Origin of the sequence: Streptomyces endophyticus (assembly GCF_035798155.1) — a bacterium.
Taxonomy (GTDB): Bacteria; Actinomycetota; Actinomycetes; order Streptomycetales; family Streptomycetaceae; genus Streptomyces; species Streptomyces endophyticus.
The window spans coordinates 39972-65328 of the sequence record NZ_JAOZYC010000035.1 but is presented as its reverse complement, the minus strand read 5'-3'; the positions used below and the strand labels follow the sequence as shown (position 1 = coordinate 65328).

The 25357-nt window shown below is 71.9% G+C and carries 23 protein-coding genes; 14 read left to right on the top strand and 9 right to left on the bottom strand.

The window, feature by feature from the left end:
• Positions 1-70: 70 nt before the first annotated feature.
• Positions 71-1474, top strand: coding sequence for a DUF2252 domain-containing protein (locus OKJ99_RS06440; protein ID WP_326014791.1), 1404 nt, complete (start codon positions 71-73; stop codon positions 1472-1474).
• Here OKJ99_RS06440 and OKJ99_RS06435 read toward each other — a convergent pair.
• Positions 1466-2275 carry a YhjD/YihY/BrkB family envelope integrity protein gene (locus tag OKJ99_RS06435; protein WP_326014790.1) on the bottom strand — a complete coding sequence of 270 codons (810 nt, stop codon included), beginning with the start codon at positions 2273-2275 and terminating at the stop codon, positions 1466-1468. The two genes, OKJ99_RS06440 and OKJ99_RS06435, sit on opposite strands and share 9 nt — an antisense overlap.
• 209 nt (positions 2276-2484) lie before the next feature.
• Between OKJ99_RS06435 and OKJ99_RS06430 the strand changes: the two genes are divergently transcribed.
• From OKJ99_RS06430 to OKJ99_RS06415, 4 genes are read left to right on the top strand one after another with little or no spacing between them, the layout of a single operon-like run.
• The gene (locus OKJ99_RS06430; protein ID WP_326014789.1) at positions 2485-3783 is read left to right on the top strand and encodes an ABC transporter substrate-binding protein; all 1299 of its coding nucleotides are present in this window, start codon (positions 2485-2487) and stop codon (positions 3781-3783) included.
• On the top strand, positions 3783-4772 hold the full coding sequence (locus OKJ99_RS06425; RefSeq protein ID WP_326014788.1) for a carbohydrate ABC transporter permease: 990 nt from the start codon (positions 3783-3785) through the stop codon (positions 4770-4772). Before OKJ99_RS06430 ends, OKJ99_RS06425 begins: the two co-directional genes overlap by 1 nt.
• Positions 4765-5598 carry a carbohydrate ABC transporter permease gene (locus OKJ99_RS06420; RefSeq protein WP_326014787.1) on the top strand — a complete coding sequence of 278 codons (834 nt, stop codon included), beginning with the start codon at positions 4765-4767 and terminating at the stop codon, positions 5596-5598. Before OKJ99_RS06425 ends, OKJ99_RS06420 begins: the two co-directional genes overlap by 8 nt.
• A gap of 6 nt (positions 5599-5604) precedes the next feature.
• Positions 5605-6834 (top strand): Gfo/Idh/MocA family protein, encoded by a 1230-nt coding sequence (locus OKJ99_RS06415; RefSeq protein WP_326014786.1) that lies wholly within the window; start codon positions 5605-5607, stop codon positions 6832-6834.
• Positions 6835-6849: 15 nt separating this feature from the next.
• Here the strand turns inward: OKJ99_RS06415 and OKJ99_RS06410 are convergent, their stop codons facing one another.
• Complete coding sequence (locus OKJ99_RS06410; RefSeq protein ID WP_326014785.1) at positions 6850-9213, bottom strand: phosphoketolase family protein; 2364 nt, start codon at positions 9211-9213, stop codon at positions 6850-6852.
• Between the two features lie 145 nt (positions 9214-9358).
• Positions 9359-10315, bottom strand: coding sequence for a helix-turn-helix transcriptional regulator (locus OKJ99_RS06405; protein ID WP_326014784.1), 957 nt, complete (start codon positions 10313-10315; stop codon positions 9359-9361).
• A 251-nt stretch (positions 10316-10566) separates the two neighbouring features.
• Between OKJ99_RS06405 and OKJ99_RS06400 the strand changes: the two genes are divergently transcribed.
• Complete coding sequence (locus OKJ99_RS06400; protein WP_326014782.1) at positions 10567-10932, top strand: ANTAR domain-containing protein; 366 nt, start codon at positions 10567-10569, stop codon at positions 10930-10932.
• A 22-nt stretch (positions 10933-10954) separates the two neighbouring features.
• Here the strand turns inward: OKJ99_RS06400 and OKJ99_RS06395 are convergent, their stop codons facing one another.
• Positions 10955-11476, bottom strand: coding sequence for a GNAT family N-acetyltransferase (locus OKJ99_RS06395; RefSeq protein ID WP_326014780.1), 522 nt, complete (start codon positions 11474-11476; stop codon positions 10955-10957).
• Here OKJ99_RS06395 and OKJ99_RS06390 point away from each other — a divergent pair.
• Together OKJ99_RS06390 and OKJ99_RS06385 are read left to right on the top strand one after the other, a co-directional pair.
• Positions 11475-12062 carry a helix-turn-helix domain-containing protein gene (locus OKJ99_RS06390; protein ID WP_326014779.1) on the top strand — a complete coding sequence of 196 codons (588 nt, stop codon included), beginning with the start codon at positions 11475-11477 and terminating at the stop codon, positions 12060-12062. The two genes, OKJ99_RS06395 and OKJ99_RS06390, sit on opposite strands and share 2 nt — an antisense overlap.
• On the top strand, positions 12059-13276 hold the full coding sequence (locus OKJ99_RS06385; protein WP_326014778.1) for an MFS transporter: 1218 nt from the start codon (positions 12059-12061) through the stop codon (positions 13274-13276). Before OKJ99_RS06390 ends, OKJ99_RS06385 begins: the two co-directional genes overlap by 4 nt.
• A gap of 18 nt (positions 13277-13294) precedes the next feature.
• On the opposite strand, the gene OKJ99_RS06380 is transcribed toward OKJ99_RS06385, so the two are convergent.
• Entirely contained in the window at positions 13295-13699 is a 405-nt protein-coding gene (locus OKJ99_RS06380; protein WP_326014777.1) for a DUF5997 family protein, read from the bottom strand.
• Between the two features lie 58 nt (positions 13700-13757).
• Here OKJ99_RS06380 and OKJ99_RS06375 point away from each other — a divergent pair, with 58 nt between their 5' ends.
• Entirely contained in the window at positions 13758-14531 is a 774-nt protein-coding gene (locus OKJ99_RS06375; RefSeq protein ID WP_326014776.1) for a LysR substrate-binding domain-containing protein, read from the top strand.
• 64 nt (positions 14532-14595) lie between these two features.
• Here OKJ99_RS06375 and OKJ99_RS06370 read toward each other — a convergent pair whose 3' ends face one another.
• Positions 14596-15195, bottom strand: coding sequence for a TetR/AcrR family transcriptional regulator (locus OKJ99_RS06370; protein ID WP_326014775.1), 600 nt, complete (start codon positions 15193-15195; stop codon positions 14596-14598).
• 212 nt (positions 15196-15407) lie between these two features.
• On the opposite strand from OKJ99_RS06370, the gene OKJ99_RS06365 reads away from it, so the two are divergent.
• The 4 genes from OKJ99_RS06365 to OKJ99_RS06350 are packed head-to-tail and all read left to right on the top strand — an operon-like array spanning position 15408 to position 20212.
• Positions 15408-15995, top strand: a complete 588-nt coding sequence (locus OKJ99_RS06365) for a 2Fe-2S iron-sulfur cluster-binding protein (protein WP_326014774.1) — start codon at positions 15408-15410, stop codon at positions 15993-15995.
• Positions 15992-16981, top strand: coding sequence for an FAD binding domain-containing protein (locus OKJ99_RS06360; RefSeq protein WP_326014773.1), 990 nt, complete (start codon positions 15992-15994; stop codon positions 16979-16981). The genes OKJ99_RS06365 and OKJ99_RS06360 overlap by 4 nt, the downstream gene beginning before the upstream one ends.
• Positions 16978-19107, top strand: coding sequence for a xanthine dehydrogenase family protein molybdopterin-binding subunit (locus OKJ99_RS06355; RefSeq protein WP_326014772.1), 2130 nt, complete (start codon positions 16978-16980; stop codon positions 19105-19107). The genes OKJ99_RS06360 and OKJ99_RS06355 overlap by 4 nt, the downstream gene beginning before the upstream one ends.
• Positions 19100-20212, top strand: a complete 1113-nt coding sequence (locus OKJ99_RS06350) for an XdhC family protein (RefSeq protein ID WP_326014771.1) — start codon at positions 19100-19102, stop codon at positions 20210-20212. The genes OKJ99_RS06355 and OKJ99_RS06350 overlap by 8 nt, the downstream gene beginning before the upstream one ends.
• Positions 20213-20242: 30 nt before the next feature.
• Here OKJ99_RS06350 and OKJ99_RS06345 read toward each other — a convergent pair whose 3' ends face one another.
• A complete protein-coding gene (locus OKJ99_RS06345) occupies positions 20243-21235 on the bottom strand; it encodes a YihY/virulence factor BrkB family protein (RefSeq protein WP_326014770.1) in 993 nt (330 codons plus the stop codon).
• A 143-nt stretch (positions 21236-21378) separates the two neighbouring features.
• Between OKJ99_RS06345 and OKJ99_RS06340 the strand changes: the two genes are divergently transcribed.
• Positions 21379-22842 (top strand): aminotransferase class I/II-fold pyridoxal phosphate-dependent enzyme, encoded by a 1464-nt coding sequence (locus tag OKJ99_RS06340; protein WP_326014769.1) that lies wholly within the window; start codon positions 21379-21381, stop codon positions 22840-22842.
• A gap of 8 nt (positions 22843-22850) precedes the next feature.
• Here OKJ99_RS06340 and OKJ99_RS06335 read toward each other — a convergent pair whose 3' ends face one another.
• Both OKJ99_RS06335 and OKJ99_RS06330 read right to left on the bottom strand, forming a co-directional pair.
• A complete protein-coding gene (locus OKJ99_RS06335; protein WP_326014879.1) occupies positions 22851-24218 on the bottom strand; it encodes a nucleobase:cation symporter-2 family protein in 1368 nt (455 codons plus the stop codon).
• Between the two features lie 19 nt (positions 24219-24237).
• Positions 24238-25224, bottom strand: a complete 987-nt coding sequence (locus OKJ99_RS06330) for an isopenicillin N synthase family dioxygenase (protein ID WP_326014768.1) — start codon at positions 25222-25224, stop codon at positions 24238-24240.
• Positions 25225-25357: the final 133 nt, after the last annotated feature.

The following is a 25357-nucleotide window of genomic DNA, read 5'->3' as shown; positions in this document are numbered from 1 at the left end:
TCACACCGGCGGGGTGACGCCGCGGCGCCCGGCCCGGCGCACGGTGGTCACAGCCAGGAAGGAGCCCGCCATGACCGAGATGACGAGCCGTCGCCGCACCGCGCGCGAGCGGGCGAGCGCGGGCAGGTCCGCGAGGTCCCGCGTCCCGCGCTCGGCGCACGCCGACTACGCGCCCGCCGCCGACCGCCCCGACCCCGTCGACATCCTTGAGAAGCAGTCGGCGAGCAGGCTGCCGGAGCTCGTGCCGATCCGGTACGGCCGCATGCTGGAGTCGCCGTTCCGGTTCTTCCGGGGCGCCGCGGCGATCATGGCATCCGATCTGGCGCACACCCCGGTGACCGAACTGCGTGCCCAACTGTGCGGCGACGCCCACCTGTTGAACTTTCGGCTGCTCGCCTCCCCGGAGCGGCGGCTGATGTTCGACGTCAACGACTTCGACGAGACGCTGCGCGGGCCGTGGGAGTGGGACGTCAAGCGGCTCGGCGCCAGCCTCGTCATCGCGGGCCGCGGCAACGGCTTCGGCCGCTCGGACCGGGAGCGCGTGGTGCGGGCCGCGGCGGCCTCGTACCGGCAGTCGATGGAGCGGTTCGCCGGGATGCGCACGCTCGACGTGTGGTACTCGCGGATCGAGGCGGACGAGCTGTACGCCGCCGCGTCCGCGAAGCTGGACACCCGCACCCGGCGGCGCATGTCGCGGGCGCTCGGCAAGGCCCGCGGCCGTGACCACCTCCAGGCCCTGGAGAAGCTCGCCCACGTCGTCGACGGCGAGCTGCGCATCGCGGCCGACCCGCCCCTGGTCACTCCGCTCGACCAACTGCTGCCCGGCGTCGAACGCAAGGAGCTGGAGGCGCAGTTGATCGACCTGATCGAGCGGTACGCGCGCACGCTCACCGCCGAACGCAGGGCGCTGCTCACCCAGTACCGGGTCGTCGACATGGCGCGCAAAGTGGTGGGTGTGGGCAGTGTGGGCACCCGCTGCTGGATCATTCTGCTGCTCGGCCGCGACGACCGTGATCCGCTGATGCTGCAGGCGAAGGAGGCGGGGACCTCCGTGCTCGCGGAGTTCGCGGGGCCCGGCGTCCACACCAACCAGGGTGAACGCGTTGTCGTCGGGCAGCGCCTCATGCAGGCGGCCGGTGACATGTTCCTCGGCTGGGAGCGGGTGGAGGGGCTCGATGGTCAACAACGCGACTTCTACATACGGCAGTTGAGGGACTGGAAGGTGATTCCGCAGGCGGACCTGATGTCCCCGCGCGTCATGGGCCTGTTCGCCCGGGCCTGCGGCGCGACCCTCGCCCGCGCCCACGCCCGCTCCGGCGATCGTGTCGCCATCGCCGCCTACCTGGGCAGCTCCGACCGCTTCGACCAGGCGCTCGCCCGCTTCGCCGAGTCCTACGCCGACCAGAACGAGCGCGACCACAAGGCGCTGGCCGCCGCCGCGCGGGACGGCAGGGTGACGGTGGAGTCAGCGTGAGCCGGTGGCCGACGCGGCGCCGAGCCGGTGCCGCAGGAACTCCTCCTGGGCCAGGACGCGCCCGACGGCCACACCGAACACCACCATGGTGAAGAACAGGATCAGCCAGGACAGCACGGTGAACACCGAACCGAGCGCCCCGTAGCGCTCCACGCTCATCCGCAGCGCACGCGGCAGCCACAGCCCCGAGGCCCCGCAGAACGCGACCACTCCCGCCGCGGTCAGCAGCGCCCCGGGCAGCAGCGGCAGCCACGGCACCCGCCCGGCGAGCAGCAGATGCTGGGTCCACCACCACATCAGGGTGGCCGCCCCGAACTGCAAGGGGTAGCCGACGACGGCGCCCGCGCCGAACGCCCGGTGCAGCACTCCCTGCACGATGAGCATCGCCACCCACACGAGCAGCCACACCGCCCACCGCCACGCCACGAGGCGTACCCCGGAGCGGGGCAGATCCCAGGCCCGCTCGCACAGCCGTTGCAGGGCCCGGGTGAACGCGGTGGCCGAAAGGAGCGCGACCAGCACGCCCGCCGCGCCCCAGCTGTGCAGGGCGGCGTCGCCGCCCCCGGTCAGCTCCTCGGCCTGCCGCACCGTCGCCCCGGACGTCCCGATCAACGTACGCAGTGAGCGCAGGAGTTCGCGCCGCACCACCTGCGGACAGAACGAGGCGATGGCGATGAGCATCGGGAGGCCGGCCAGGAACGCCTGCGCGGCGAGCCGCGTCGCCATGTCCAGGATGCTGACGTGCACCAGCTGCTGCACGATCCGGCCCGCCAGGGGCCGGGCGGCATCCGTGATCGTCATGACAACGCCCTCCCGGGGCGGGGGACATGTGCTCCTGCCGGGCACTGTCGGGCCGGCCGCGCGGACGCACGTCGCCCGCGCCGGGTGACACTCAGCCGCTTGCCCGATCCCGCGTTTGCGTAAAGGTGATCGAAACAAGCCTTGACCCATCAACTTCGAGCAAATAGCGTCCTTGCATTCCGGTCGACTCTTCACCAGGAAGGCACCCTGTGCGCAGGCGCTCTCTCCTTGCCGCGGCCGCCACGACACTCGCGGCGGCGCCGCTCGCGTCAGGTTGCGGCCCGTCCTCGTCGAATGCCCCGAACGCCGCGGGCGGCGACGCGCGGCGCGGCCACCTCACGTACGGCGTCTGGGACGTCTATCAACTGCCTGCCATGCAGCGCGCCGCCCGGGCCTTCGAGCGGGCCCGGCCGGGCGTCAGCGTCGACGTCCAGCTGACCCCGAACGGGACGTACTGGACCAAGCTGCGCACCGCCTGCACCGGTGGCTCCGCGCCCGACGTGTTCTGGATGAACGGGCCCAACTTCGGCATGTACGCCGAGGCCGGGCAGCTGCTCCCGCTGGACACCGACGGCGGCGACGCCGTGCTGCGGACCGACGACTTCCCGGCCGACCTGGTCTCCCTGTACCGCTGGAAGGGCACCCAGTACGGCGCTCCGAAGGACTTCGACACCGTCGCCCTCTGGTACAACAAGGAACTCTTCGACCGGGCCAAGGTGCCGTACCCGGACGCAAGTTGGACCTGGCAGGACCTCATCGAGCACTCCCAGCGGCTCACCGACCGCAGGCGCGGGATCTACGGGGTGGGGGCGCCCGTCCGCGCGCAGGAGAACTACTACGACTCCATTCCGCAGGCCGGTGGCTGGGTCATCTCCGACGACAAGCGGAGCTCCGGCTACGCCGACGAGAAGACCCGCGACGGGCTGCGGCTGTGGATCGACCTGATCCACCGGTACCACGCCTCGCCCACCCTCCAGCAGATGGCCGACACCGACCCCACCCAGATGTTCCAGTCGGGCACGCTGGCCATGACCTACGAGGCGTCCTACAACGCCGCGACCTTCTACCGCGACCGCGAGCTGCGGGCCAAGGTCGACGTCGCGCCGATGCCCAAGGGGAAGCACCGCGCGGGCGTGCTGCACGGCCTCGCCAACGTCGTCTACGCCCGCACACCCAACCCCGAACTCGCCCGCGACTTCGTCCGCTTCCTCGGCACCGAACGCATCTCCCTGCTCCAGGGCAAGTACGGCACCGCGATCCCCGCCCGCAACGGCACCGCCGAGCCGTGGGCCGCCGGGATGCCGCACTTCAACCTGAAGGCGCACCTGGACGCCCTCGACTACGCGGTGCCCTACTCCAGTTCCGCCAACAGCGCCGCCTGGCAGCACAAGGAACAGATGTGGCTCGCCAAGGCGTGGAGCGGAGTCGAGAGCCTCGACTCCGCCACCGACTCCCTCGCGGACGCCATGAACCAGCTGCTCGCGCAGGAGAGGAAGGGCAGGGCCTGATGAGCGTCGACACGCAGCCGAAAGCCGCGGTTCCCGCGCAGCGCAGCCATCAACAACCATCGGACCAGCGGGAGTTGAAGCGCCGCGAGCGCCGGTTCCGACACCGCGACAAGTGGTGGGGCTACGCCCTCATCGCCCCGGCAGGGCTCGGCCTCGCCGTCTTCTACCTGTGGCCCGTGGTGCAGACGCTGTACTACAGCTTCACCGAATGGGGCCCCTTCGGCGGGACGACCTGGATCGGGGCCGCCAACTACCAAACCCTCGTGGGCGACCCGGAGTTCTGGCAGTCCCTCGGCAACACCGCCGTCTACACCGGACTCGTCCTCCTCGGCATCCCGGTCTCGATGGTGATCGCCGTACTGCTCAACGTGAAGGGACTGCGCGGCACCGGCATCTACCGGACCCTCTACTTCCTGCCCGTCGTCACCATGCCCGCCGCGGTCGCCGTCGTCTGGCGCTGGCTCTACAACGGCGACGCCGGCATCCTCAACCACGCGCTGTCCACGATCGGCATCGACGGCACCGCCTGGGTGTCCGACCCGGGCACCATCCGCTTCGCGGTCGCCGTCGTCGGCGTGTGGATGACCGTCGGCTACAACATGATCCTGCTGCTCGCCGGATTGCAGTCCATCCCCGGCGACTACTACGAGGCCGCCGCCCTCGACGGCGCGGGCCGCGTACGGCAGTTCCTCTCGGTCACCCTGCCGCTGCTGAGCCCCACGCTGTTCTTCACCACGGTGCTCTCGGTGATCCAGTCGCTCCAGGTCTTCGACCTCGTCTATCTGATGCTCGGCGCCAACACGCAGAACGCGCTGCAGAACCCGGCCTACGGCGAGGGGCAGACGGTCGTGATGCTCTTCTTCCAGAAGGCGTTCTTCGACAACCAGCGCGGCTACGGCGCGGCCATCGTGTGCGTGCTGTTCGTCCTCATCATGGCGCTGACCGCCGTCCAGTTCCGGCTGCAGAAGAAGTGGGTCCACTATGCGTAAGACGGACATGCGCCAGGGGCGGATCTGGCCCGCCCACGTCTTGCTCGTGCTCGGCGCCGTCATCACCGTGTTCCCGCTGCTGTGGGAGCTGCTGACCTCCTTCAAGAGCTTCGGCGAGTCCGTGCGCGTGCCGCCGACGATCCTGCCCGCGCACTGGGACTTCTCGAACTACGCGCAGGTCTTCGACGGCGTCCCGTTCGGCAGGCAGTTCGTGAACACCATGGTCATGGCGCTGCTGCGGACCGCCGCGCAACTGCTGCTGTGCTCGATGGCCGCGTACGCCTTCGCCCGTATCCGCTTCCCGGGACGCGGGCCGATCTTCCTCGGATTCCTCGCCGTCCTGATGGTGCCGGGACAGCTCTTCCTGCTGCCGCAGTACCAGATCATGCAGAACCTCGGCTGGCTCGACTCCATGCAGGCACTCGTCGTCCCCGGCATGTTCTCCGCGTTCGGCACCTTCCTGCTGCGCCAGTTCTTCATGGGGCTCCCCGAGGAGGTGGAGGAGGCGGCCCGGCTCGACGGCGCCAACCCCTTCACCGTCTTCTGGCGCATCGCGCTGCCGCTGGCCCGCCCCGGTCTTCTCGCGCTCGGCATCCTTACGTTCCTGTGGTCCTGGAACGACCTGATGTGGCCGCTCATCGTCAACACCGACCCGGCCAAGATGCCGCTGTCGGCGGGCCTCGCCTCGCTCCAGGGCGCCCACCTCACCGAGTATCCGGTGCTGATGGCGGGATCCCTGCTCGCTACGCTCCCGGTGATCGTGGTGTTCGTCGCGATGCAGCGCCAGTTCATCCAGGGCATCGCTTTCTCCGGCATGAAGGGCTGACCAGACATGACCACGGACATCCGTACCGAAGAGCCGCACACCCCCGTGCACACCCGCGACCTCCGCCTCGGTGTCATCGGGCTCGGCCTGCGCGCCACCGTCGCCCGCGAGGCCCACCGGCCCGGCGAGGGCTCCGCCGTGGTGGCCGTCGCCGACACCGCGCCCGGCATGTTCGACCGCGCCCGCGAGTGGTTCGGCGACGACGTGCACACCTATGAGGGCCACCGGGCCCTGCTGGACGCCGAGGACCTCGACGCCGTCTTCGTCATCACCCCCGACCACACCCACGAGGAACTCGCGGTCGACCTGCTCGAAGCAGGTGTCGCCGTCTTCGTCGAGAAGCCGCTCGCCATCACCACCGAGGGCTGCGACCGCGTCCTCGAGGCAGCCCGCACCTCGGGCTCCCGGCTCTACGTGGGGCACAACATGCGCCACATGCCCGTGGTCCGCGTCATGCGCGAGCTCATCGAGCGTGGCGAGATCGGCGAGGTCAAGGCCGTGTGGTGCCGGCACTTCGTCGGGCACGGCGGCGACTTCTACTTCAAGGACTGGCACGCCGACCGCCGCAACACCACCGGACTGCTCCTGCAGAAGGGCGCCCACGACCTGGACGTCATCCACTGGCTGGCCGGCGCCTACACCGAGCGGGTCAGCGCGCTCGGCGGGCTCACCGTGTACGGGGACATCGCCGACCGTTCCGGGCAGGCGCCCGGCGCCACCATGCCCGACTGGTACGACCCCGAGAACAACTGGCCCCCGAAGTCCCTCACCGGGCTCAACCCCGTCGTGGACGTCGAGGACCTCTCCATGATGGTGATGCGCCTCGAAGGCGGCATCCACGCCAGCTACCAGCAGTGCCACTACACGCCCGACTACTGGCGCAACTACACGGTCATCGGCACCGAGGGCCGCCTGGAGAACTTCGGCGACCACGGGGAGACCGCCGAGGTCCGCGTCTGGAAGCGGCGCAGTGGCTACCGCGCCGACGCCGACCTCGTCGTCCCGATGCCGACGCCCGGCGAGGGCGGGCACGGCGGCTCCGACCCGCTGCTCGTCGCCGAGTTCCTGCGCTTCGTGCGCGAGGGCGGTGCCACCGACACCAGCCCCGTGGCGGCCCGCGAGGCGGTGGCCGCGGGCGTCGCCGCCACGGAGTCGCTGCGGGCGGACGGGCAGCCGGTGACGGTGGCGCGGGTCGCGCCCGCGCTCGCCGACTGGTTCAGCAACGGCCAGGGCTGAGGGGCCCGGAGCCCCTCACCCCGTCCACGACCAGTTCGCGACCTCGGGCAGATCCGTGCCGTGCTCGCGGATCCACGCGTGGTGCCGGGTGCGGGCATCGGCCATCGTCTGGCGCACCGCCGTGGCCCGCACGGCGAGCCCCGGCACCCGGTCGATGACGTCCATGACGAGGCGGTACCGGTCGAGGTCGTTGCGCACGACCATGTCGAAGGGCGTGGTCGTGGTGCCCGACTCCTTGTAGCCGCGTACGTGCAGGTGGGCATGGCCGGTGCGGCGGTACGCGAGGCGGTGGATCAGCCACGGGTAGCCGTGGTACGCGAAGATCACCGGCTTGTCGGCCGTGAACAGCGCGTCGTACTCGAAGTCCGGCATGCCGTGCGGGTGTTCGCCCTTGGGCAGCAGCCGCGTCATGTCGACGACGTTGACGACGCGCACGGCGAGTTCGGGCAGGTGGGTGCGCAACAGGCTTGCCGCGGCGAGGACTTCCTGCGTCGGCACGTCGCCCGCGCACGCGAGGACGACGTCCGGCTCGCGGCTGCCGTCCTCGGTGCCCGCCCACTCCCACACCCCGGCGCCGCGCGCACAGTGGGCGCGGGCCGCGTCCAGGGACAGCCAGTCGAAGCACGGCTGCTTTCCGGCCACCACGACATTGACGTAGTCGCGGCTGTGCAGCACGTGCTCGGCCACCGACAGCAGTGTGTTGGTGTCCGGCGGCAGATAGACCCGTACGACGTCGGGGCTCTTGTTGAGGACGTGGTCGACGAAACCGGGGTCCTGGTGCGAGAAGCCGTTGTGGTCCTGGCGCCAGACGTGCGAGGTCAGCAGGTAGTTGAGGGAGGGCAGCGGGGCCCGCCACGACAGCTCCCGCGAGGTCTTCAGCCACTTGATGTGCTGGTTCACCATCGAGTCGACGATGTGCACGAACGCCTCGTAGCAGGAGAACAGGCCGTGCCTGCCGGTGAGGTTGTAGCCCTCCAGCCAGCCCTGGCAGAGGTGTTCGGACAGCACCTCCATCACGCGGCCGTCGTGCGCCAGGTGCTCGTCGGTGGCGAGCGTGCCCGCCTGCCAGGCCTTGCCGGTGGTGTCGTAGACGGCTTCGAGGCGGTTGGACGCGGTCTCGTCGGGGCCGACGATGCGGAAGTCGCGGCGGTCCGCGGTGTCCCGCATGACCTGGGCCAGCAGGTCGCCGAGCACCCGGGTGGGTTCATGGAGCGCGGTGCCCGGCTTGTCGACGGGGACGGCGAAGCGCTCCAGCGGGGCGATCGGCAGCTTGCGGGTGAGCAGCCCGCCGTTGGCGTGCGGCGTGGCCCCCAGGCGCCGGGTGCCCTCGGGCACGTACGAGAGGACCTGTTCGGTGGGGCGGCCCTCGGCGTCGAAGAGTTCCTCGGGGCGGTAGGAGCGCAGCCACGTCTCCAACTGCCGCAAGTGGTCCGGGTTTTCGCGGACGTTCGCCAGCGGCACCTGATGGGAGCGCCAGGTTCCCTCGACGGGTTCGTCGTCGACGGTTCCCGGGCCCGTCCAGCCCTTGGGTGTGCGCAGCACGATCATCGGCCAGCGCGGGCGGTCCTTGGTGTTCCCCGCGCGGGCCTCGCGCCGGATGTGGGCGATGCGGTCGAGGGCCTGGTCCATGGTGCGGGCCAACTCGCGGTGCACGCGCAGGGGTTGGTCGCCCGTGACGTACAGCGGTTCGTGCCCGTACCCGCGAAGGAGTTCGTCGAGCTCGGCGTCGGGGATGCGGGCGAGCACGGTCGGGTTGGCGATCTTGTAGCCGTTGAGGTGCAGGACCGGCAGCACGGCCCCGTCGTGCACCGGGTCCAGGAACTTGTTCGCGTGCCAGGACGTCGCGAGCGGCCCGGTCTCCGCCTCGCCGTCGCCGATCACACAGGCGACGAGCAGGTCCGGGTTGTCGAGGGCGGCGCCGTAGGCGTGCGCGAGGGAGTAGCCGAGTTCGCCGCCCTCGTGGATCGAGCCGGGCGTCTCGGGCGCGACATGGCTCGGCACCCCGCCGGGGAACGAGAACTGCTTGAACAGCCGCCCCATGCCGGCGGCGTCCCGTGTGACGTCCGGATACGTCTGCGAGTAGGTCCCTTCCAGCCAGGAGTTCGCGAGCACGGCGGGCCCGCCGTGGCCGGGGCCCCAGACGCACAGGGCGTCGATGCCGCGCTCCCTGATGACACGGTTCAGGTGGGTGTGCACGAGGTTGAGGCCCGGCGATGTGCCCCAGTGGCCGAGAAGGCGCGGCTTGATGTGCTCGGGGGTGAGCGGTTCGGTGAGCAGTGGGTTGTCGAGGAGGTAGATCTGGCCCGCCGCGAGATAGTTGGCGGCCCGCCAGTGCGCGTCGAGTGCGGCGGCCTGGTGCTTGGACAGATCCTTCGCCATGGCAGCTCCATCGGTAGCGGCAGAGGTGTGCTCGGCGCCGCCAGTCTGCCGCCCTCCCGGCCGCGCACGAAGAGCCCTTGTGGCCATCGTGCCGGGTCGCCGGGCCGACGCGCCCCAAACACGAGGGGGCGAGTCGGGTGAGTTCTCAGGTGCCGGTCAGCGTCTGAAAGGGCGTGCGTCCGTAGGCCTCGCGGTAGAGCGCCGCGAACCGGCCGGTGTGGTGGAAGCCCCAGCGCGCGGCGATCGCGGTGACCGTCGCGTCCGCCGGATCGGAGTCCCGCAGCGCGTCGTGCGCGTGCGCGAGCCGCACCCGGCGCAGATACGCCAGCGGCGTGGTGTCCAGATGCCGCCGGAACGCGTACTGCAGCGCCCGGACGGTGACATGGGACGCGGCAGCGATCTCGGCGACGGTGAGCGGCTCCTGGGCGTGCGCCTCGATGTGGGCGACGGCGCGCCGCAGGGTCGCGGAGTGCGCGTCGTGCCGGTCCGTCCCCGTGGGCCGGATGAGCGCGGTGTTGGGGAAGGCGGCCAGCACGCTCGCGGCCAGGTGCTGGGCGGCGGTCGAGGTGACCAACTGCTCGGAGGCGACCGCGGGGTCGGCCAGGACGTGATCGCGGACGTGGACGATGGTCCGCTTCAGGTGCCGGGCCGCGGCGTCGGACACGGGCCGGTGACCGGTGAGCCGGACCGGCCCCGGCGCCGCTCCCGGGGCGCTGGTGGCGACCTGGTTCAGGAGGCCGGGATCGAGCATCGTGATGTTGTACCGGGCGCCGCAGATCCGCCCCTCGTAGGGCAGTTCGGGCGGGGCGAAGGAGACCACGTCGCCGGGGCCGAAGGCGTCCTCCACATCGCCGAAGGCGTGGTCCTGGATGGTGCCGTCGTGGACGAGGCACAGGCAGATCTTCTGTAGAGGCGTCACCGAGTAGCGCATGTCGAAGTCGAGGTCGAGTTCATCGACGCTCACCCCCGGCATCACCTCACGCCTGATCTGCGCCCGGCTGGACTCGGGCGTGCCGTTGCCGATGCGCATACGGGCGTAGTGACGACTGAGGAAATCCTCGGTGACCCCGATGTCGCTGCTGTCGAAATGCAGTGTGCCCATGTGTGCCGCCCTCCCACCGAATATGCCCGGCTCTCGCAGCCTACGGCTTCGTTCTCTGGATGAGTGCCGCCGGACACTTCGTTCTGAGGACTGCGGCCTTCGTACGGCAGGCCCGAGCATCAAGATGTCGACCCTTCCCTTGCCCAAGTACCGTGGCGGCTACGGGTCGAGAGCGCCTGATCCGGCGCTCCCGTCGAAGTCTGAGAAAGGTGAACGTCCTGCCCGCTCCCGCTTCCCAACCTGGTGGCCCCATGGCCTTCTTCATGCTGTCCTCGACGAGCCCGCTCACCTTGCTGTCGGCCACCGACCTCGCCAAGGAATACGAACGGCTCCAGACGGAGGTCGCCCAGCTCAAGCAGGCCGTGACCTCGCACGCCCTGGTGGACCAGGCCATCGGCGTGGTCGTCGTCCTCGGCCGGATCCCGCCCGAGGACGCGTGGCGCGTGCTGCGCGACGTGTCGCAGCGCACCAACGTCAAGCTGAACTTGGTGGCCCAGCACCTCCTGGACTTCGCCCAGGGCGGTCTCCTGCCGGACGACGAGCGTCTGGAGCTGAACCGGGCCATCGTGCGCTATGCCGCGCTGCGGCCCCCGTCGGCGCCGGAGCAGGCCGTGTAGTGAGGGCGGCGGCCGCGGCCGTTCAGTCCAACTGCCGCCGCATGAGCGTCAGATCGAGCCAGCGGCCGAACTTGGTGCCCACCTCGCGCACCGTTCCGGCATGTTCGAAGCCGTGCCGTTCGTGCAGGCGGATCGAGGCCGCGTTGCCCGACTCGATCCCGGCGATCATGATGTGCAGGCCCGCGGCGGTGGCCGAGTCGACGAGCGTCGCCAGGAGGGCGGACCCGATGCCGGCCCCCTGGTGGCCCCCGGTCACATACACCGAGTTCTCCACGGTGTGCCGGAAGCCGGAGTACGCCTTCCAGGGCCCGTAGACACCGAACCCGACGACTTCGCCGCCGAGCTCGGCCACGTACGCCGAACCGCGCTCACGATGCGCGCCCAGCCAGGCGGCGCCCTCCTCGTGGGACTGCGGGGTGTCCGTCCACAGTGCCGTGCCGTGCTCGATGGCGTGATTGCGGATGGCGAGGACGGCGTCCAGGTCGTCCTCGTGAGCCGGGCGGACCTTCACCGCCGGGGCCCGAGTCTCGTATCGTGGATTCATGTCCAATATCGTAGACCCCCTGGTGGAGCGCATCGGTGCCCGGATCCGCGCGGAGCGGGACCAGCGCCGATGGACCCTGGCGGAGCTGGCCGAGGAGTCCGGGGTGTCACGCGCGATGATCCACCGGATCGAGCGCGGCGAGAGCAGCCCGAGCGCCGTGATCCTCGGCAAGCTGTCGGCGGCGTTCCGGCTGAGCGTGGCGACGCTGCTCGACCCGGAGCCCGAACCGGTGCCCGAGTCGGCCCGGGACCGGGTGCGGCGCGCGGAGGCCGCGCCGCAGTGGCACGACCCGGAGACCGGATACGCGCGGCGGCAGGTGTCGGGGCCCGGCTTCCCCGCCGAAGTGGCCGAGATCCGGCTCCCGGCCGGGGCCGAGGTCCCCTACCCGGCCGCGGCGTTCGCGTTCCACCGCCAGATCATCTGGGTGCTCGAAGGACACCTCACGTTCCACGAGGGCGATGTGGTGCACGAACTCGACGCGGGCGACACCGTCGAACTGGGCCCGCCCACGGCGTGCGTCTTCCTCAACTCCACGGAGCGCGACTGCCGTTACGCCGTGGTCCTCGTGCGCGGCGAGGCGCCGTGAGGCTGCCGCGCGGCGGCGTCGCGGTGCTCTCCTGCACCGCGGGGGTGGCGCTCGCCAACAACTACGCGATCCAGCCGGCGCTCGGCGACGTCGCCCGCGACACCGGCTCCTCCGCCGCAGCCATCGGCCTGGTCACGACCGCCGCGCTCGGCGGCTGCATCGCCGGATTCGCCTTCCTGCTGCCGCTCGCCGACCGGGCGTCGCCACGCCGGCTCGTCGCGGGGCAGCTCGCGCTGCTCACGGCGGGCCTGCTGCTCGCCTCCCGCGCACCCGGCCTCGGCCTGCTGCTCCTGGCGTACGTGATGGTGGGCGCGGGGGCGAGCGTCAGCGCGATGGCGTCCACGATCGCCGGGCGCGGGGTGCCGGAGGAGCGGCGCGGGGCGGCCGTCGCAGGCGTCGCGGCGGGCATGTCGGCCGGGATCCTGCTCAGCCGGCTCGTCGGCGGGGCGCTCACGGACGCGCTCGGCTGGCGGGGGATGCTGCTCGCGTTCGCGGGGCTCGTGGTGGTGTGCGGGGCGGTCGCGTGGGCACGGCTGCCGGGGGAGCGGCCCGAGGGTGCCGGCAGCGGCGGGTACCTCGGCACCCTCGCGGCGCTGCCCGGACTGCTGCGCCGGCACCGTGCGCTGCGGCTCGCGGTGCTGAGCGGCAGCCTCTGGTACCTGGCCTTCAGCCTCGTCTGGGTCGCGCTCACGGTGCGGCTCGCACAGCCGCCGTACGGGCTCGATGCCTCGGCCATCGGTCTGTACAGCCTGGCCGGGGCGCTCGGGTTCGCGGCGTTGCCCGTGGCCGGGCGTCTTGGGGACCGGTACTCGCCGCGTGCGGTGATCGCCGGGAGCATGGCGGTGGCGGCCGCCGGCGCCGCGCTGCTGTGCACGGGGCTCGACCGGCCCGTGGTGACGGCGGCGGGCCTGGCCCTGGTCGACGCGGGCTGCTTCACGGCGCAGGCCGCCAACCAGACCCGCGTCATGTCCATCGACCCCCGCCACAGCGGCAGCCTCAGCGGGGTCTACCTGCTCCTGTACTTCCTGGCGGGCGCCCTCGGCGCGGGCGCCGCGGCACCGCTCGTCGCGGCGGGCGGTTGGTCGGCGGCGAGCGGGGTGGTGTGTGGGGTGCTGGCGCTGGCGGGAACGCTGGTCATCTATCAAGCCCCTGCGGCGTTTGAGCAGCGGGGTCCGGGGCGGAGCCCCGTGCGGTGGGGCGCAGGCGAACGGTGACCCGAACCCCCCACCCGGTCACGCGTCGCGCTGCGCCCGCTTCTCCGCCTGTTCCGCGTGGAGCTTCTTGACGCGGACGTTCTCCTTGCGGACGTCGGCCTGCGTACCCCGCTCCGTACGCAGCCACTCGGGGTTCTCCGTCTTGATGGCCTCGATCTGCTCCGTGGTCAGCGCCTCCGTGACGCCGCCGCGGGCCAGGCCCGAGATGGAGATGCCCAGCTTCTGCGCGACCACGGGACGCGGATGCGGCCCGTTCTCGCGCAGGTCGAGGAGCCACTGCGGCGGCTCGGCCTGCAGTGCGGTCAGCTCGGCGCGCGAGACGACGCCGTCCTGGAACTCGGCGGGCGTGGCGTCGAGGTACACACCCAGCTTCTTCGCCGCGGTCGCGGGCTTCATGGTCTGGGTGCTCTGGTGCGAACTCATGGGGTCAAGGGTATCGAGCGCGACGGGGCCCGCCGACCACGGCGGGTAGCCTTGCCCCGTGACCGGCACGCAAGAAACCCCCGCACCGCCCTCAGGACCCGGCTTCCGCCTGGCCTACGTCCCCGGGGCCACCCCCGCCAAGTGGGTGCGGATCTGGCGTGAGCGCCTGCCCGACGTCCCCCTCGACCTGGTGCAGGTGACCGCGGCCGAAGTGCCCGACGTGCTGCGCCGCGGCGACGCCGAAGCGGGCCTGGTGCGGCCGCCCGTCGACCGCGAGTACTTCAGCGCGATCCCGCTCTACACCGAGAAGACCGTGGTCGTGGTCCCGAAGGACCATCTGGTGACCGCCGCGGACGAGGTCACCCTCGCCGACCTCGCCGACGAGATCGTGCAGTACCCGCTCGACGACGTGATCGGCTGGGAGCAGCCGCCTGGGCAGCCCGCCTTCGAGCGTCCCGCCACCACGGCCGACGCCGTCGAGCTGGTCGCGGCGGGCGTGGGCGTGCTCGTCGTCCCGATGTCGCTCGCCCGCCTGCACCACCGCCGCGATCTCACGTACCGCACGGTCACCGACGCCCCGGAGTCGAGCGTGGTGCTCGCCTGGCCCGAGGAGCGCACCACGGATCGCGTGGAGGACTTCATCGGCATCGTGCGCGGGCGGACCGCGAACAGCTCGCGGGGCCGTACGCGGCCGGAGCCCGAGAAGCGGGAGCCCGAGAAGAAGCAGCAGCCGGGGAAGAAGCGCTTCGTGAAGCCGGGCCGCATCCGGCAGGACGGGAAGCCGCAGTCGAAGCGGAGCGCCAACAAGCCGGCTAAGCGGAAGCGGTCCTGAGGCACCGGGCTGCGTGTACGTCGGCCGTCCGCCGGTCGCGGGGCTCTGCCCCGGACCCCGCGCCTCAATCGCCGGCGGGGCTTGAAGGGCCGGGTGCGCCCGCTCGTAGGCCGTCCATCACCAGGTCGAGCAATCGGCCCGCCCGCGCCTGCCAGTCGCTGTGCGGGTCGATCAGCCAGAGGCCCGCGATGGCCAGCATGAAGTCGTCCGGGGTGACGCCGGGGCGGATCGTGCCCGCCTGCTCGTTCGCGTCCAGGAGATGCGTCACCGCCTCGGTCAGCGGGCCGTGCGCGACCTGCTTCATGGTGCCGCGCGCGCTCGTCGCCTCGCGGAGCGCGTCCGCGAGGCCCGCCTTGGCCATCGCGTACTGGGCGAGGCGGTCCATCCACTCGCGCAGGGCCAGCTCCGGCGGCCGTCCGCACAGCAACTCGCAGGCCGCGTCGGCGACCTGCTCCACCTCGTAGCGGTACACCTCGAGGACGAGCGCCTCACGGCTGGGGAAGTTCCGGTAGAACGTGCCCTGCCCGACGCCCGCCTTCTTCGCGATCGCGCTCAACGGTGTGCCCGCTGAGCGCGTCAACTCGGCCAGGGCCACTTCGAGGATGCGGTCGCGATTGCGCTGCGCGTCCGAGCGCAGCGCGGCCGACTTCTTCGCGTGCCCCACGCGACTTCTCCTCCTTCGGCCGTGGCGGGGAATAGTCCTTGCTAGCCGGACAGTTGTCCACTACGTTCGTGTCCCGTAGAACGGACAGCTGTCCGGTTAGGTCGACACCCTAGTGGTTCCGGCTCCGGTCCGCACCCACGTCCGGTCCGCGTCCCACCCTGCGTACAGCGCCGATTCTCCACGCATCAGACACGCGAAAGAAGGCTGCACACATGCCCCCAGCTGACATCGGCGGCACGACCGTGTCCGCTACGTCCAGCGTCGTCACCTTGAACATCAACGGCGAGAAGCACACGCTGCCCGTCGACAACCGCACCACGCTGCTCGACGCCCTGCGCGAGCGGCTCGATCTGACCGGCACGAAGAAGGGCTGCGACCAGGGGCAGTGCGGCGCCTGCACGGTGCTGGTCGACGGGCGCAGGACCGTGGCCTGTCTGCAGCTCGCGGTCGCGGCCGAGAACCGCGAGATCACCACCATTGAGGGCGTCGCGGGCCCGGACGGCGAACTGCACCCGGTGCAGGAGGCGTTCGTCGAGCTCGACGGCTACCAGTGCGGCTACTGCACGCCCGGCCAGATCTGTTCGGCCCTCGCCGTCATCGAGGAGCACGCCGCGGGCTGGCCGTCCGCGGCCACCGGCGACGTACGGCCCGAGGCGGGGCCGCAGCCGCTGACCCCGGAGGAGATCAGGGAACGGATGAGCGGAAACCTGTGCCGCTGCGGCGCGTACGTGTCGATCGTGCAAGCGGTCGCCCACGCGGCCGCGCACGCCGCCGACGACGCGAAGGAGACCGTGGCGTGAGGGAGTTCGGATACGAGCGGGCGTCCGATGTGTCGGGCGCGGTGGCGGTGCTCGGCGCCGACCCCGAGGCGCGCTACCTCGGCGGCGGCACCAACCTCGTCGACCTGATGAAGATCGGTGTGGAGCGGCCCGCGCTCCTCGTCGACGTACGGGAACTGCCGCTGGACAGCGTCGAGGTGACCGCCGACGGCGGGCTCCGCATCGGCGCCACCGTCACCAACAGCGACCTCGCGGCCCACCCCGAAGTGCGGCGCCGCTACCCGGCGTTGACGCAGGCCGTGCTCGCCGGGGCCTCCGGGCAGCTGCGCAACATGGCCACCGTCGGCGGGAATCTGTTGCAGCGCACCCGGTGCGGCTACTTCACCGACGTCAGCAAGCCGTGCAACAAGCGGGAGCCCGGCAGCGGTTGCCCTGCCATCGAGGGTGAGCACCGCAATCACGCCATCCTCGGCGCCAGCGAGCACTGCGTGGCCGTGCACCCGTCCGACATGGGTGTCGCGCTCGCCGCGTTCGACGCCGTCGTCGAGTACGAAACCGCCGAGGGCAAGGGCGAGTTGGCGCTGACCGACTTCTACCTGCCCGTCGGTGACACCCCGCACCTGGAGACCGGTCTTCCGGCCGGTGCGCTCATCACCGCGGTCACCCTGCCGCCCGCGCCCGTCGCGGCGAACTCGACGTACCGCAAGGTCCGCGAGCGCGCCTCGTACGCCTTCGCCATCGGTTCCGTGGCCGCCGCCGTCGACGTACAGGACGGCGTCGTACGGGACGCGCGGATCGCGCTCGGCGCGGTCGCCTCGCGGCCGTGGCGGGCCCGCGCCGCCGAGGCGGCGCTGATCGGACAGCCGGCCGAGGGCGCGACGTTCGCGGCCGCCGCCGACGCCGAACTCGCCGCGGCCAAGCCGCTGCCCGACAGCACGTACAAGGTGCCCCTGATGCGCAATCTGATCATTGCGCTGCTCACCGAACTCTCGGAGGCCACCCGATGACGACGACCACCACCACAGCGGCCGGCGCGGCGAAGACGGGCTCGGTGGGTGTCGGGCGCAGCCGGGTCGAGGGGCGCGAGAAGGTCACGGGAGCCGCCCGGTACGCGGGCGAGTTCTCCTTCACCGACCTCGCGCACGGCTGGCTCGTGCTGTCCACCGTGGCACGCGGCCGGGTCCGCTCCGTCGGCGAGGAGGCCGTGCGCGCCATGCCCGGCGTCCTCGCGGTCATGCACCACGGCAACGCGCCCCGCATCAACACCGACTACCTCACCCTGATGGGGCCGCCCGACGGCATCCTCCACGTCTTCCAGCACGACCAGGTGCTGCACGCCGGCTGGCCCGTCGCGCTCGTCGTCGCCGAGACGCCCGAGCAGGCCAGGGAGGCCGCGGAGGCGCTCGTCGTCGAGTACGACGTCGAGCCGCACGACATCGCCTTCGAGGCTGACCGGCCCGGCACCTACGCCCCAGAGGGCTCGGAGGCGAGCAAGGGCGACCTGGAGGCCGAACTCGCCGCGTCCGCCGCCGTGGTGGACGAGCGTTACAGCACCCCCGAGGCGCACCACACCGCCATGGAGCCGCACGCGGTGACCGTGCGCTGGGAGGACGGGCGCCTGGAGGTGTACGACGCCAACCAGGGCAGCAGGGCGGTCGCCGACCAGCTCGCGCAGACCTTCTCGCTCGACCCGTCCGCCGTGCGCGTCCGCTCGGAACACGTCGGCGGCGCCTTCGGCGGCAAGCTCGTGGCGGCGCACCACATCGCCGCAGTGATGGCCGCGACCGAACTCCAGCGCCCCGTCCGGCTCACCATGACGCGCCGTCAGGTCTTCGCGCTCACCGGCTACCGCAGCCCCACCACCCAGCGGATGCGGCTCGGCGCCGACGCCGACGGACGCCTTCGCGCGTTCGGGCACGACGCGCAGTCGCTGACCTCGAACATCCGCGAGTTCGTCGAGGCGAGCGCCGGATACGGCCGCGTGATGTACGCGTCCGACGCGCACTACTCCGTCAACCGCGTGGTGCCCGTGGACCTGCCGACCCCGACGTTCGTGCGGGCGCCCGGCGAGGCCCCCGGCTCGTACGCCGTGGAGTCGGCGCTCGACGAGCTCGCCGAGAAGCTCGGCATGGACCCGGTCGAGCTGCGCGTGCGCAACGAGCCGGACGTCGGTCCCGTCTCCGGGCTGCCCTTCAGCAGCCGCAACCTGCTCGGCTGCTACGAGGACGGTGCGCGCCGCTTCGGCTGGGAGGGGCGCGACCCGCGGCCGCGCGTGCGCCGCGAGGGCCGTTGGCTGCTCGGCACGGGCGTGGCCGCGTGCTCGTTCCCGTCCGGTGTCGCCCCGTCCACGGCGTCCGTCACCGCCGAGCACGACGGTACGTTCACCGTCCGGATCACGGCGGCGGACGTCGGCACGGGCGCCCGCACCGCGCTGACCCAGATCGCCGCCGACGAACTCGGCGTCGACCAGGGCCTGGTGCGGGTGCGGATCGCCGACAGCGACTTCGGGCAGGCGTGGCTCTCGGGCGGCTCGATGGGCACCCGCTCCTGGGGCTGGGCCGTGATGGCGGCCAGTCGCGAACTGCGTGACCGCCTGTCCCCGACCGCCGCCATTCCGACCGAGGGCCTCACGGTCCGCACCGACACCACCGAACTGGTCGGCGCCCTCGCGCAGAAGGAGCGCTACTCCTACGGCGCGCAGTTCGCCGAGGTCGCCGTGGACGTGGCGAGCGGTGAGGTCCGTGTGCGGCGCCTCCTCGGCGTCTTCTCCGCGGGCCGCATCATCAACCCCCTCACCGCGCGCAGCCAGTTGGTGGGCGGCATGACGTGGGGCATCTCCATGGCCCTGCACGAGGAGGCCGTGCGGGACGCGGCGGACGGCGGGCACGTCGGCGCCGACTTCGCGGGCTACCACGTCGCAGCCAACGCGGACGTGCCGGTCATCGAGGCGCACTGGGTCGACGACAGCGACCCGGACGACCCCGTCGGCATCAAGGGCGTCGGCGAGATCGGCATCGTCGGCACGGCCGCCGCGATCGGCAACGCCGTGTGGCACGCGACCGGCGTGCGCCACCGTGACCTGCCGCTGCGTCCAGACCGAGTGCTGCTCGCCGAGGCGGAGCGCAATGCTTGACCTCGCCGCCGAGCTGAGCGAATGGGCCGCGCAGGGCCGGGAGTTCGCTGTCGCCACCGTCGTCTCGGTGAGCGGCAGCGCGCCCCGGCCGCCCGGCGCGGCCCTCGCCGTCGACTCGGCGGGCGAGGTCATCGGCTCGGTGTCCGGCGGCTGCGTCGAGGGCGCGGTGTACGAACTGTGCGTGCAGGCCCTGGAGGACGGGGCGCCGGCGCGGGAGCGGTTCGGCTACAGCGACGACGACGCGTTCGCCGTGGGCCTGACCTGCGGCGGCGAGGTCGAGGTGCACGTCGAACCGGTGCGGCTCGACTCGCCGTCCCGGGCGACGGTGGTCTCGGCGCTCGCCGTCGCGGCGCGCGGCGAGGCGGTGGCGCTGGCCCGGATCCTCGAAGGGCCCGGTGAACTCCCGTCCACCGGCGCCCTGTTGATGATCCGGCCCGACGGCACGCACGAGGGAAGGCTCACCGAGGGCGACGACTCGGGGCTCGCGGCGCAGACCCGCGCCTACCTCGACCTCGGCCGCACGGGGCTGTGCGAGGTGCCGGAGAGCAAGGCGCGCTGCGACGGCGACGTCACCCTGTTCGTCGAGTCGAGCGTGCCGCCCGCGCGGATGATCGTGTTCGGCGCGGTGGACTTCGCGGGCGCGCTGGTCAAGGTCGGCAAGCTGCTCGGCTTCCACGTCACCCTGTGCGACGCGCGCGGCGTCTTCGCCACGCCGACCCGCTTCCCTGAGGCGGACGAGGTGGTCGTGGAGTGGCCGGACCGCTATCTCCGCTCGACGGCGACGGACGAGCGCACGGTCCTGTGCGTCCTGACGCACGACGCCAAGTTCGACGTGCCGCTGCTGGAAGTGGCGTTGCGGCTGCCGGTCGCGTACGTCGGGGCGATGGGCTCGCGGCGCACGCACGACGACCGGATGGCGAAGCTGCGCGAAGTGGGGCTGAGCGAGGTCGAGTTGGAGCGCCTGCACTCCCCGATAGGGCTCGACATCGGCGGCCGCACGCCGGAGGAGACCGCCGTGTCGATCGGGGCGGAGATCGTCGCGGCGCGGCGGGGCGGGAGCGGGACGCCGCTGCGGGGCGGCGAGGGGGCGATCCACGGCCGGTAGGCCCACTCGTGGAGGCGGCGGGCGCGGGGTCTACGCCGACCGGGCGCCCCTGCCCGTCCGGCGGCGCAGCCGCGGCGGCCACTTGCGGGTGTCGCGTGGCTCCACGTACGGCTCCTCGTCCTCGGGGAGGCCGCCGCTGATGGCGCGCTGCCGGGCCAGCTCCGCGTCGAATTCCAGGCCGAGCAGCAGCGCCAGGTTCGACAGCCACAGCCAGACCAGGAAGATGATGCCTCCGGCCAGGGTGCCGTACGTCTTGTTGTACGAGCCGAACCCGGCCACGTACAGCGCGAAGCCGCCGGAGGCGAGCAGCCACAGCAGTACGGCGAGGATGCTGCCGGGGCTCAGCCAACGGAAGCCGGGGCCACGGACGTTGGGGGCGCGCCAGAACAGCAGCGCCACCATCAGGACCATCAGGGCGAGCAGCACCGGCCACTTCGCGATGTTCCACGTCATGAGCGCCGCGTCGCCCGCCCCGAGCCAGTCGCCCGCGCGTTTCGCCAGCGGGCCGGTGAACACGACGATGGTCGCGCTCGCCGCGAGCAGCATCATCAACGCGACGGTCAGCGCGAGCCGCAGTGGTGTCAGCTTCCACACCGGGCGGCCCTCCGGGGTGTCGTAGACGGCGTTCGCGGTGCGGATGAACGCGCCGACATAGCCGGAGGCGGTCCAGAGGGCGGCCACCAGGCTCACCACCGCGACCGCCCCACTGGACCCGCCCCTGTCCTGCAACTGCCGCACGGCATCGCCCAGCAGATCCCGCACCGGGCCCGGCGTGAGGTGGCGCAGGTTGTCCAGGACGCCCTCCGTCGCCCGCTCGCCGATCACGCCGAGCAGGGACACCAGGACGAGCAGCGCGGGAAAGAGCGAGAGGACGCCGTAGTACGTCAGCGTGGCCGCCCGGTCGGGCAGATCGTCGTCGAGGGATTCCTTGCCGGTGCGGCGCAGCACCGCCCACCAGGAGCGGGCCGGAAGGTCCGTCGGGTCCTTCGGCTCCTCGCTGCCGCGGTGCGCGTGGTGGGTCATGGCCCACCAGTTCCCTTGAAAGGGCTGCTGAAGCCTTGAATCCGGCCATCCGGCCATCCGGCCGGTGTCCCCTACAGGGGGCTGCGACGGGTGAAACGCCGCAGGCCGGGAGTGGTGCGGGTGGGTGCGGGTACTCGGCTGCCATGGACCACACCAGCGCCCCCATACTGGAAGCCATCGACTCGTACCACGCGCACGGCAGGCTCGCCTTCACACCACCCGGTCACAAGCAGGCGCGCGGCGCCGACGAGCAGGCCAGAAGAGTGCTCGGCGACGCCTTCCACTCGGACGTCCTCGCCAGCGGGGGCCTCGACGACCGCCGGATGCGGGGCCGGGTCCTGCGGCGCGCCGAGGAGCTGATGGCCGACGCGGTCCACGCCGACCACACCTTCTTCACCACGTGCGGCAGCTCCCTGTCGGTCAAGGCCGCGATGCTGGCCGTCGCCGGGCCCCACGAGCGGCTGCTCATCGGGCGTGACGCCCACAAGTCCGTGGTGAGCGGGCTGATCCTGTGCGGCATCGACCCCGTGTGGGTCGAACCGCAGTGGGACGCCGAGCGCGGCCTCGCGCATCCGCCCTCGCCGCAGGCGTACGAGGAGGCCTTCGAGCGCCACCCCGACGCGCGCGGAGCGCTGATCACCAGCCCGACCCCGTACGGGACGTGTGCCGACCTGGCGCGGCTCGCCGAGGTCTGCCACGCGCGGGGCAGGCCGCTGATCGTCGACGAGGCGTGGGGCGCGCATCTGCCGTTCCACCCCGACCTGCCCAAGTGGGCCATGGACGCGGGCGCCGACGTGTGTGTCACCAGCATTCACAAGATGGGCAGCGGCCTGGAGCAGGGCTCGGTGTTCCATCTGCGCGGCGACCTCATCGACCCGGCCACCCTCACCTCACGCGCCGACCTGCTCGGCACCACCAGCCCCTCCGTCCTCATCTACGCGGGCCTTGACGGCTGGCGGCGGCAGATGCGGCTGCACGGCCGCGAGCTCCTGGGGGACGCCCTCGACCTCGCGGCGGAGGCGCGGCGGGCCATCGACGCGATCGACGGCCTGCACGTGTACGGCCGCGACGACCTCACGGGCCCGGGCCTCGCCGACGACCTCGACCCGCTGCCCATCCTCATCGACGTGGCCGGCCTCGACACGAGTGGCTACCGCGTCGCCGACTGGCTGCGCTCCCACCGCGCCCTCGACGTGCACATCGCCGACCACCGCAGGGTCGCCGCCCAGCTCACCTTCGCCGACTCCCCGGCGACGCTCGCCGCGCTCCTCGACGGCCTGCGGGACGTCGCCGAGCACCGCGCCGAACTGCGCGGCGCGCCGACCGTCGCGGTACCCAAGCCGTCCGAACTCCGCCTGGAACAAGCCATGTTGCCGCGCGACGCGTACTTCGGCCCGGTCGAGGACGTGCCACTGGAACGCGCCGCGGGCCGCGTCTCCGCCGAGATGGCCACCCCGTACCCGCCGGGCATCCCGACGGTGCTGCCGGGGGAGCGGCTCACGGAGCCGGTGCTCACGTATCTGCGCACCGGCATCGAGGCCGGCATGTACGTCCCGGACCCGGCGGACCCGCGACTGCGCACGATCCGGGTGGTGGAATCCGCCTGACGCGGCCGCTACGGGCTCCCGGCCGCCGCCTCCTCACGCGGCACCTCCGACACCGGCGCCCGCCCGGTCCCGGTCCCGGCCCCGCGTCGTGAACTCCCGCCGTTGAAAGCCAGGTTCAGGCCGAACGCCAGCAGCGTCGCACTCGTCACCGGCGAGCCGAGGGCGATGCCGACGCCCTCGGGGAAGCGCGAGTACAGGTCGGGCGCCACCTCGGGCGCCATGCCGACGCCGATCGACACCGCGACGATCAGCAGGTTGTGCGTACCGTCGAAATCCACCTTGCGAAGCGTGCCGATGCCGACCGCGGCGACGGTCGCGAACATCACGAGCCCCGCCGCGCCGACCACCGGCTGCGGCAACCCGGCGACCAGCGCGCCGAGTTTGGGAACCAGGCCGAGGGCCACGAGGATGCCGCCGGCGACCGTCGCGACGTGCCGGCTGCGCACCTTCGTCATCGTCACCAGGCCCACGTTCTGCGCGAACACCGTGTCCAGGAACGCGTTCATGACGCCGCCCAGCACCCCGGAGAGCCCGTCCGCGGCCAGCCCGCGCGCCATGTCCGCGGTGGTAAGGCGTTTCCCCGTCAGCTCCGCGACCGCGATCAGATCCGCCGTCGACTCGGCGAACAGGACCAGCATCACCACGCACATCGACAGCACGGCCACCGCGGGGAACTCCGGCGCGCCGAAGTGGAACGGGGCGCTGACCCCGATCCAGTCCGCCGTCCGCGCCGCCGAGAAGTCGACCAGGCCGAGCGGTACGGCGACCGCCGTCCCCGCCAACAGGCCCAGCAGTACGCCGGTTTGCGCGAGGAACCCGCGCCCGAACCGCGCCACCAGCAGGATCACGACGACGACGAACGCGGCGAGCGCGAGCCGCGAGGGCGCCGCGTGGTCGGCGGCCTTCGGGTCGTTCCCGACGACCAGGTTCACGCCCACGCCGATCAGCGCAAGCCCCACCACCGTGATCACCACGCCGCTCACCAGCGGCGGGAAGAACCGGACCGCCTTCGCGAACGGGTAGGCGATCAGCAGCCCGAACACACCGGCGGCGAGCATCGACCCGTACACCGCCTGAAGTCCGTACTCCCCGGCGATCAGAATCATCGGCGTCACCGCGGTGAACGCCGCCCCCGCCATCACCGGCATCCGCACGCCGAGGAACCGGCCGACACCTGCGCCCTGAATCATCGTGACGACGCCCGCGACGAGCAGATCGGCGTTGATCAGGACGGCGATCGTCGCGGCGTCGAGTCCGGCCGCGGCGCCGAACACCAGCGGCACGGTCACACACCCCGTGTACATCACGAGTACGTGCTGGAGCCCCAGCACCGCGAGCCTCCCGACACCGGCCCGCTGTCCGCCCTTCTCAGGCATCGTCACGTCAACCACCTGCCTATCGGGCGAAGTTGGCAGCGATCCGCTGCTGGATGTAGTCGGCCGCGGTGATCGGTGGGTAGCGGCCCGCCGGGCCCTCGATCAGTACGTCGCGGTCGGCCTGGGCGAAGAAGGCGATGCTGTGGCGGGCCGAGCGGTCGTCGGCGGGGCCCGGTGACTTGACCCGGTGGAAGTTCGACGGGAGGCGGTCGTCGCTCCACCGCATCAGCATGTCGCCGATGTTGCAGGTGATCACGGAGTCCGCCGGTTCGACCGGCGTCCACTCCTGCGCCTCGGCCTCCTTGCCCGGGCACACCTGCAGCCCGCCCTGCCCGTCCCGCTGGAACAGCAGCGTCAGGCAGTCGAAGTCGGTGTGCGCCCCCGCCCGCCACACGTTCGCGGGGATCACGGTGTCGTCGGGCACGGCGAAGTAGTGCAGCATGCGCAGCGTCGACTGGTACTGCGGGCTCGCCGGGTCGTGGGCGCGCGCGAAGAACCCCTCGGGCAGCCCCAGTCCGTCCGCGAAGCAGGACAGCACCCGCATCGCGAGATCCCGGCAGCGGGCCTCGAACGCCAGCGTCCGCTCCCGGAACCCGGGCAGCGCGTCGTTTGGCCACAGCCCTTCCATGTGCGGACGGGTCAGCTGGTACGACTCCTTCTGGTCGGGCGTCCCGATCGAGGGACGCACCTGGGTCATCGACTCCCAGCCGGAGTTGAGCCCCTTCTTCAGGCCGTGCCGCGCCTTGGTCTCCTCCGGAAGCGCGAAGAAGGCCTCGGCGTCGGCGAACGCGCCGTCCACGGCGGCGGGTTCGATGCCGTGGTTCACCAGCTGGAAGAAGCCGATGTCGGTGGCGGCGGCCCACAGCTCCTCGGTGATCTCCGCCTTGCGGTGCTCGAAGTCGGCGAGGTCGATGCGGCGGATCTCCCGGGCGGACGTCTCCGTCCCGGCCCCGCCCATGCGGGTCTCCTTGGCCAACTCGTCGAGTGTGTGCGTGGTGTTCGTCATCGCGGCTGTCGCTCCTCGGACACGGAGTTGCGTAACGGGATGCAGTCACCGCCCCTGCGATCCCCAGCACGGGCACTCAGAGGCCCGCGTGCACGGTCGCCGGTCCCTGTGTGAGGGGGGCTCCGTGGGCTGG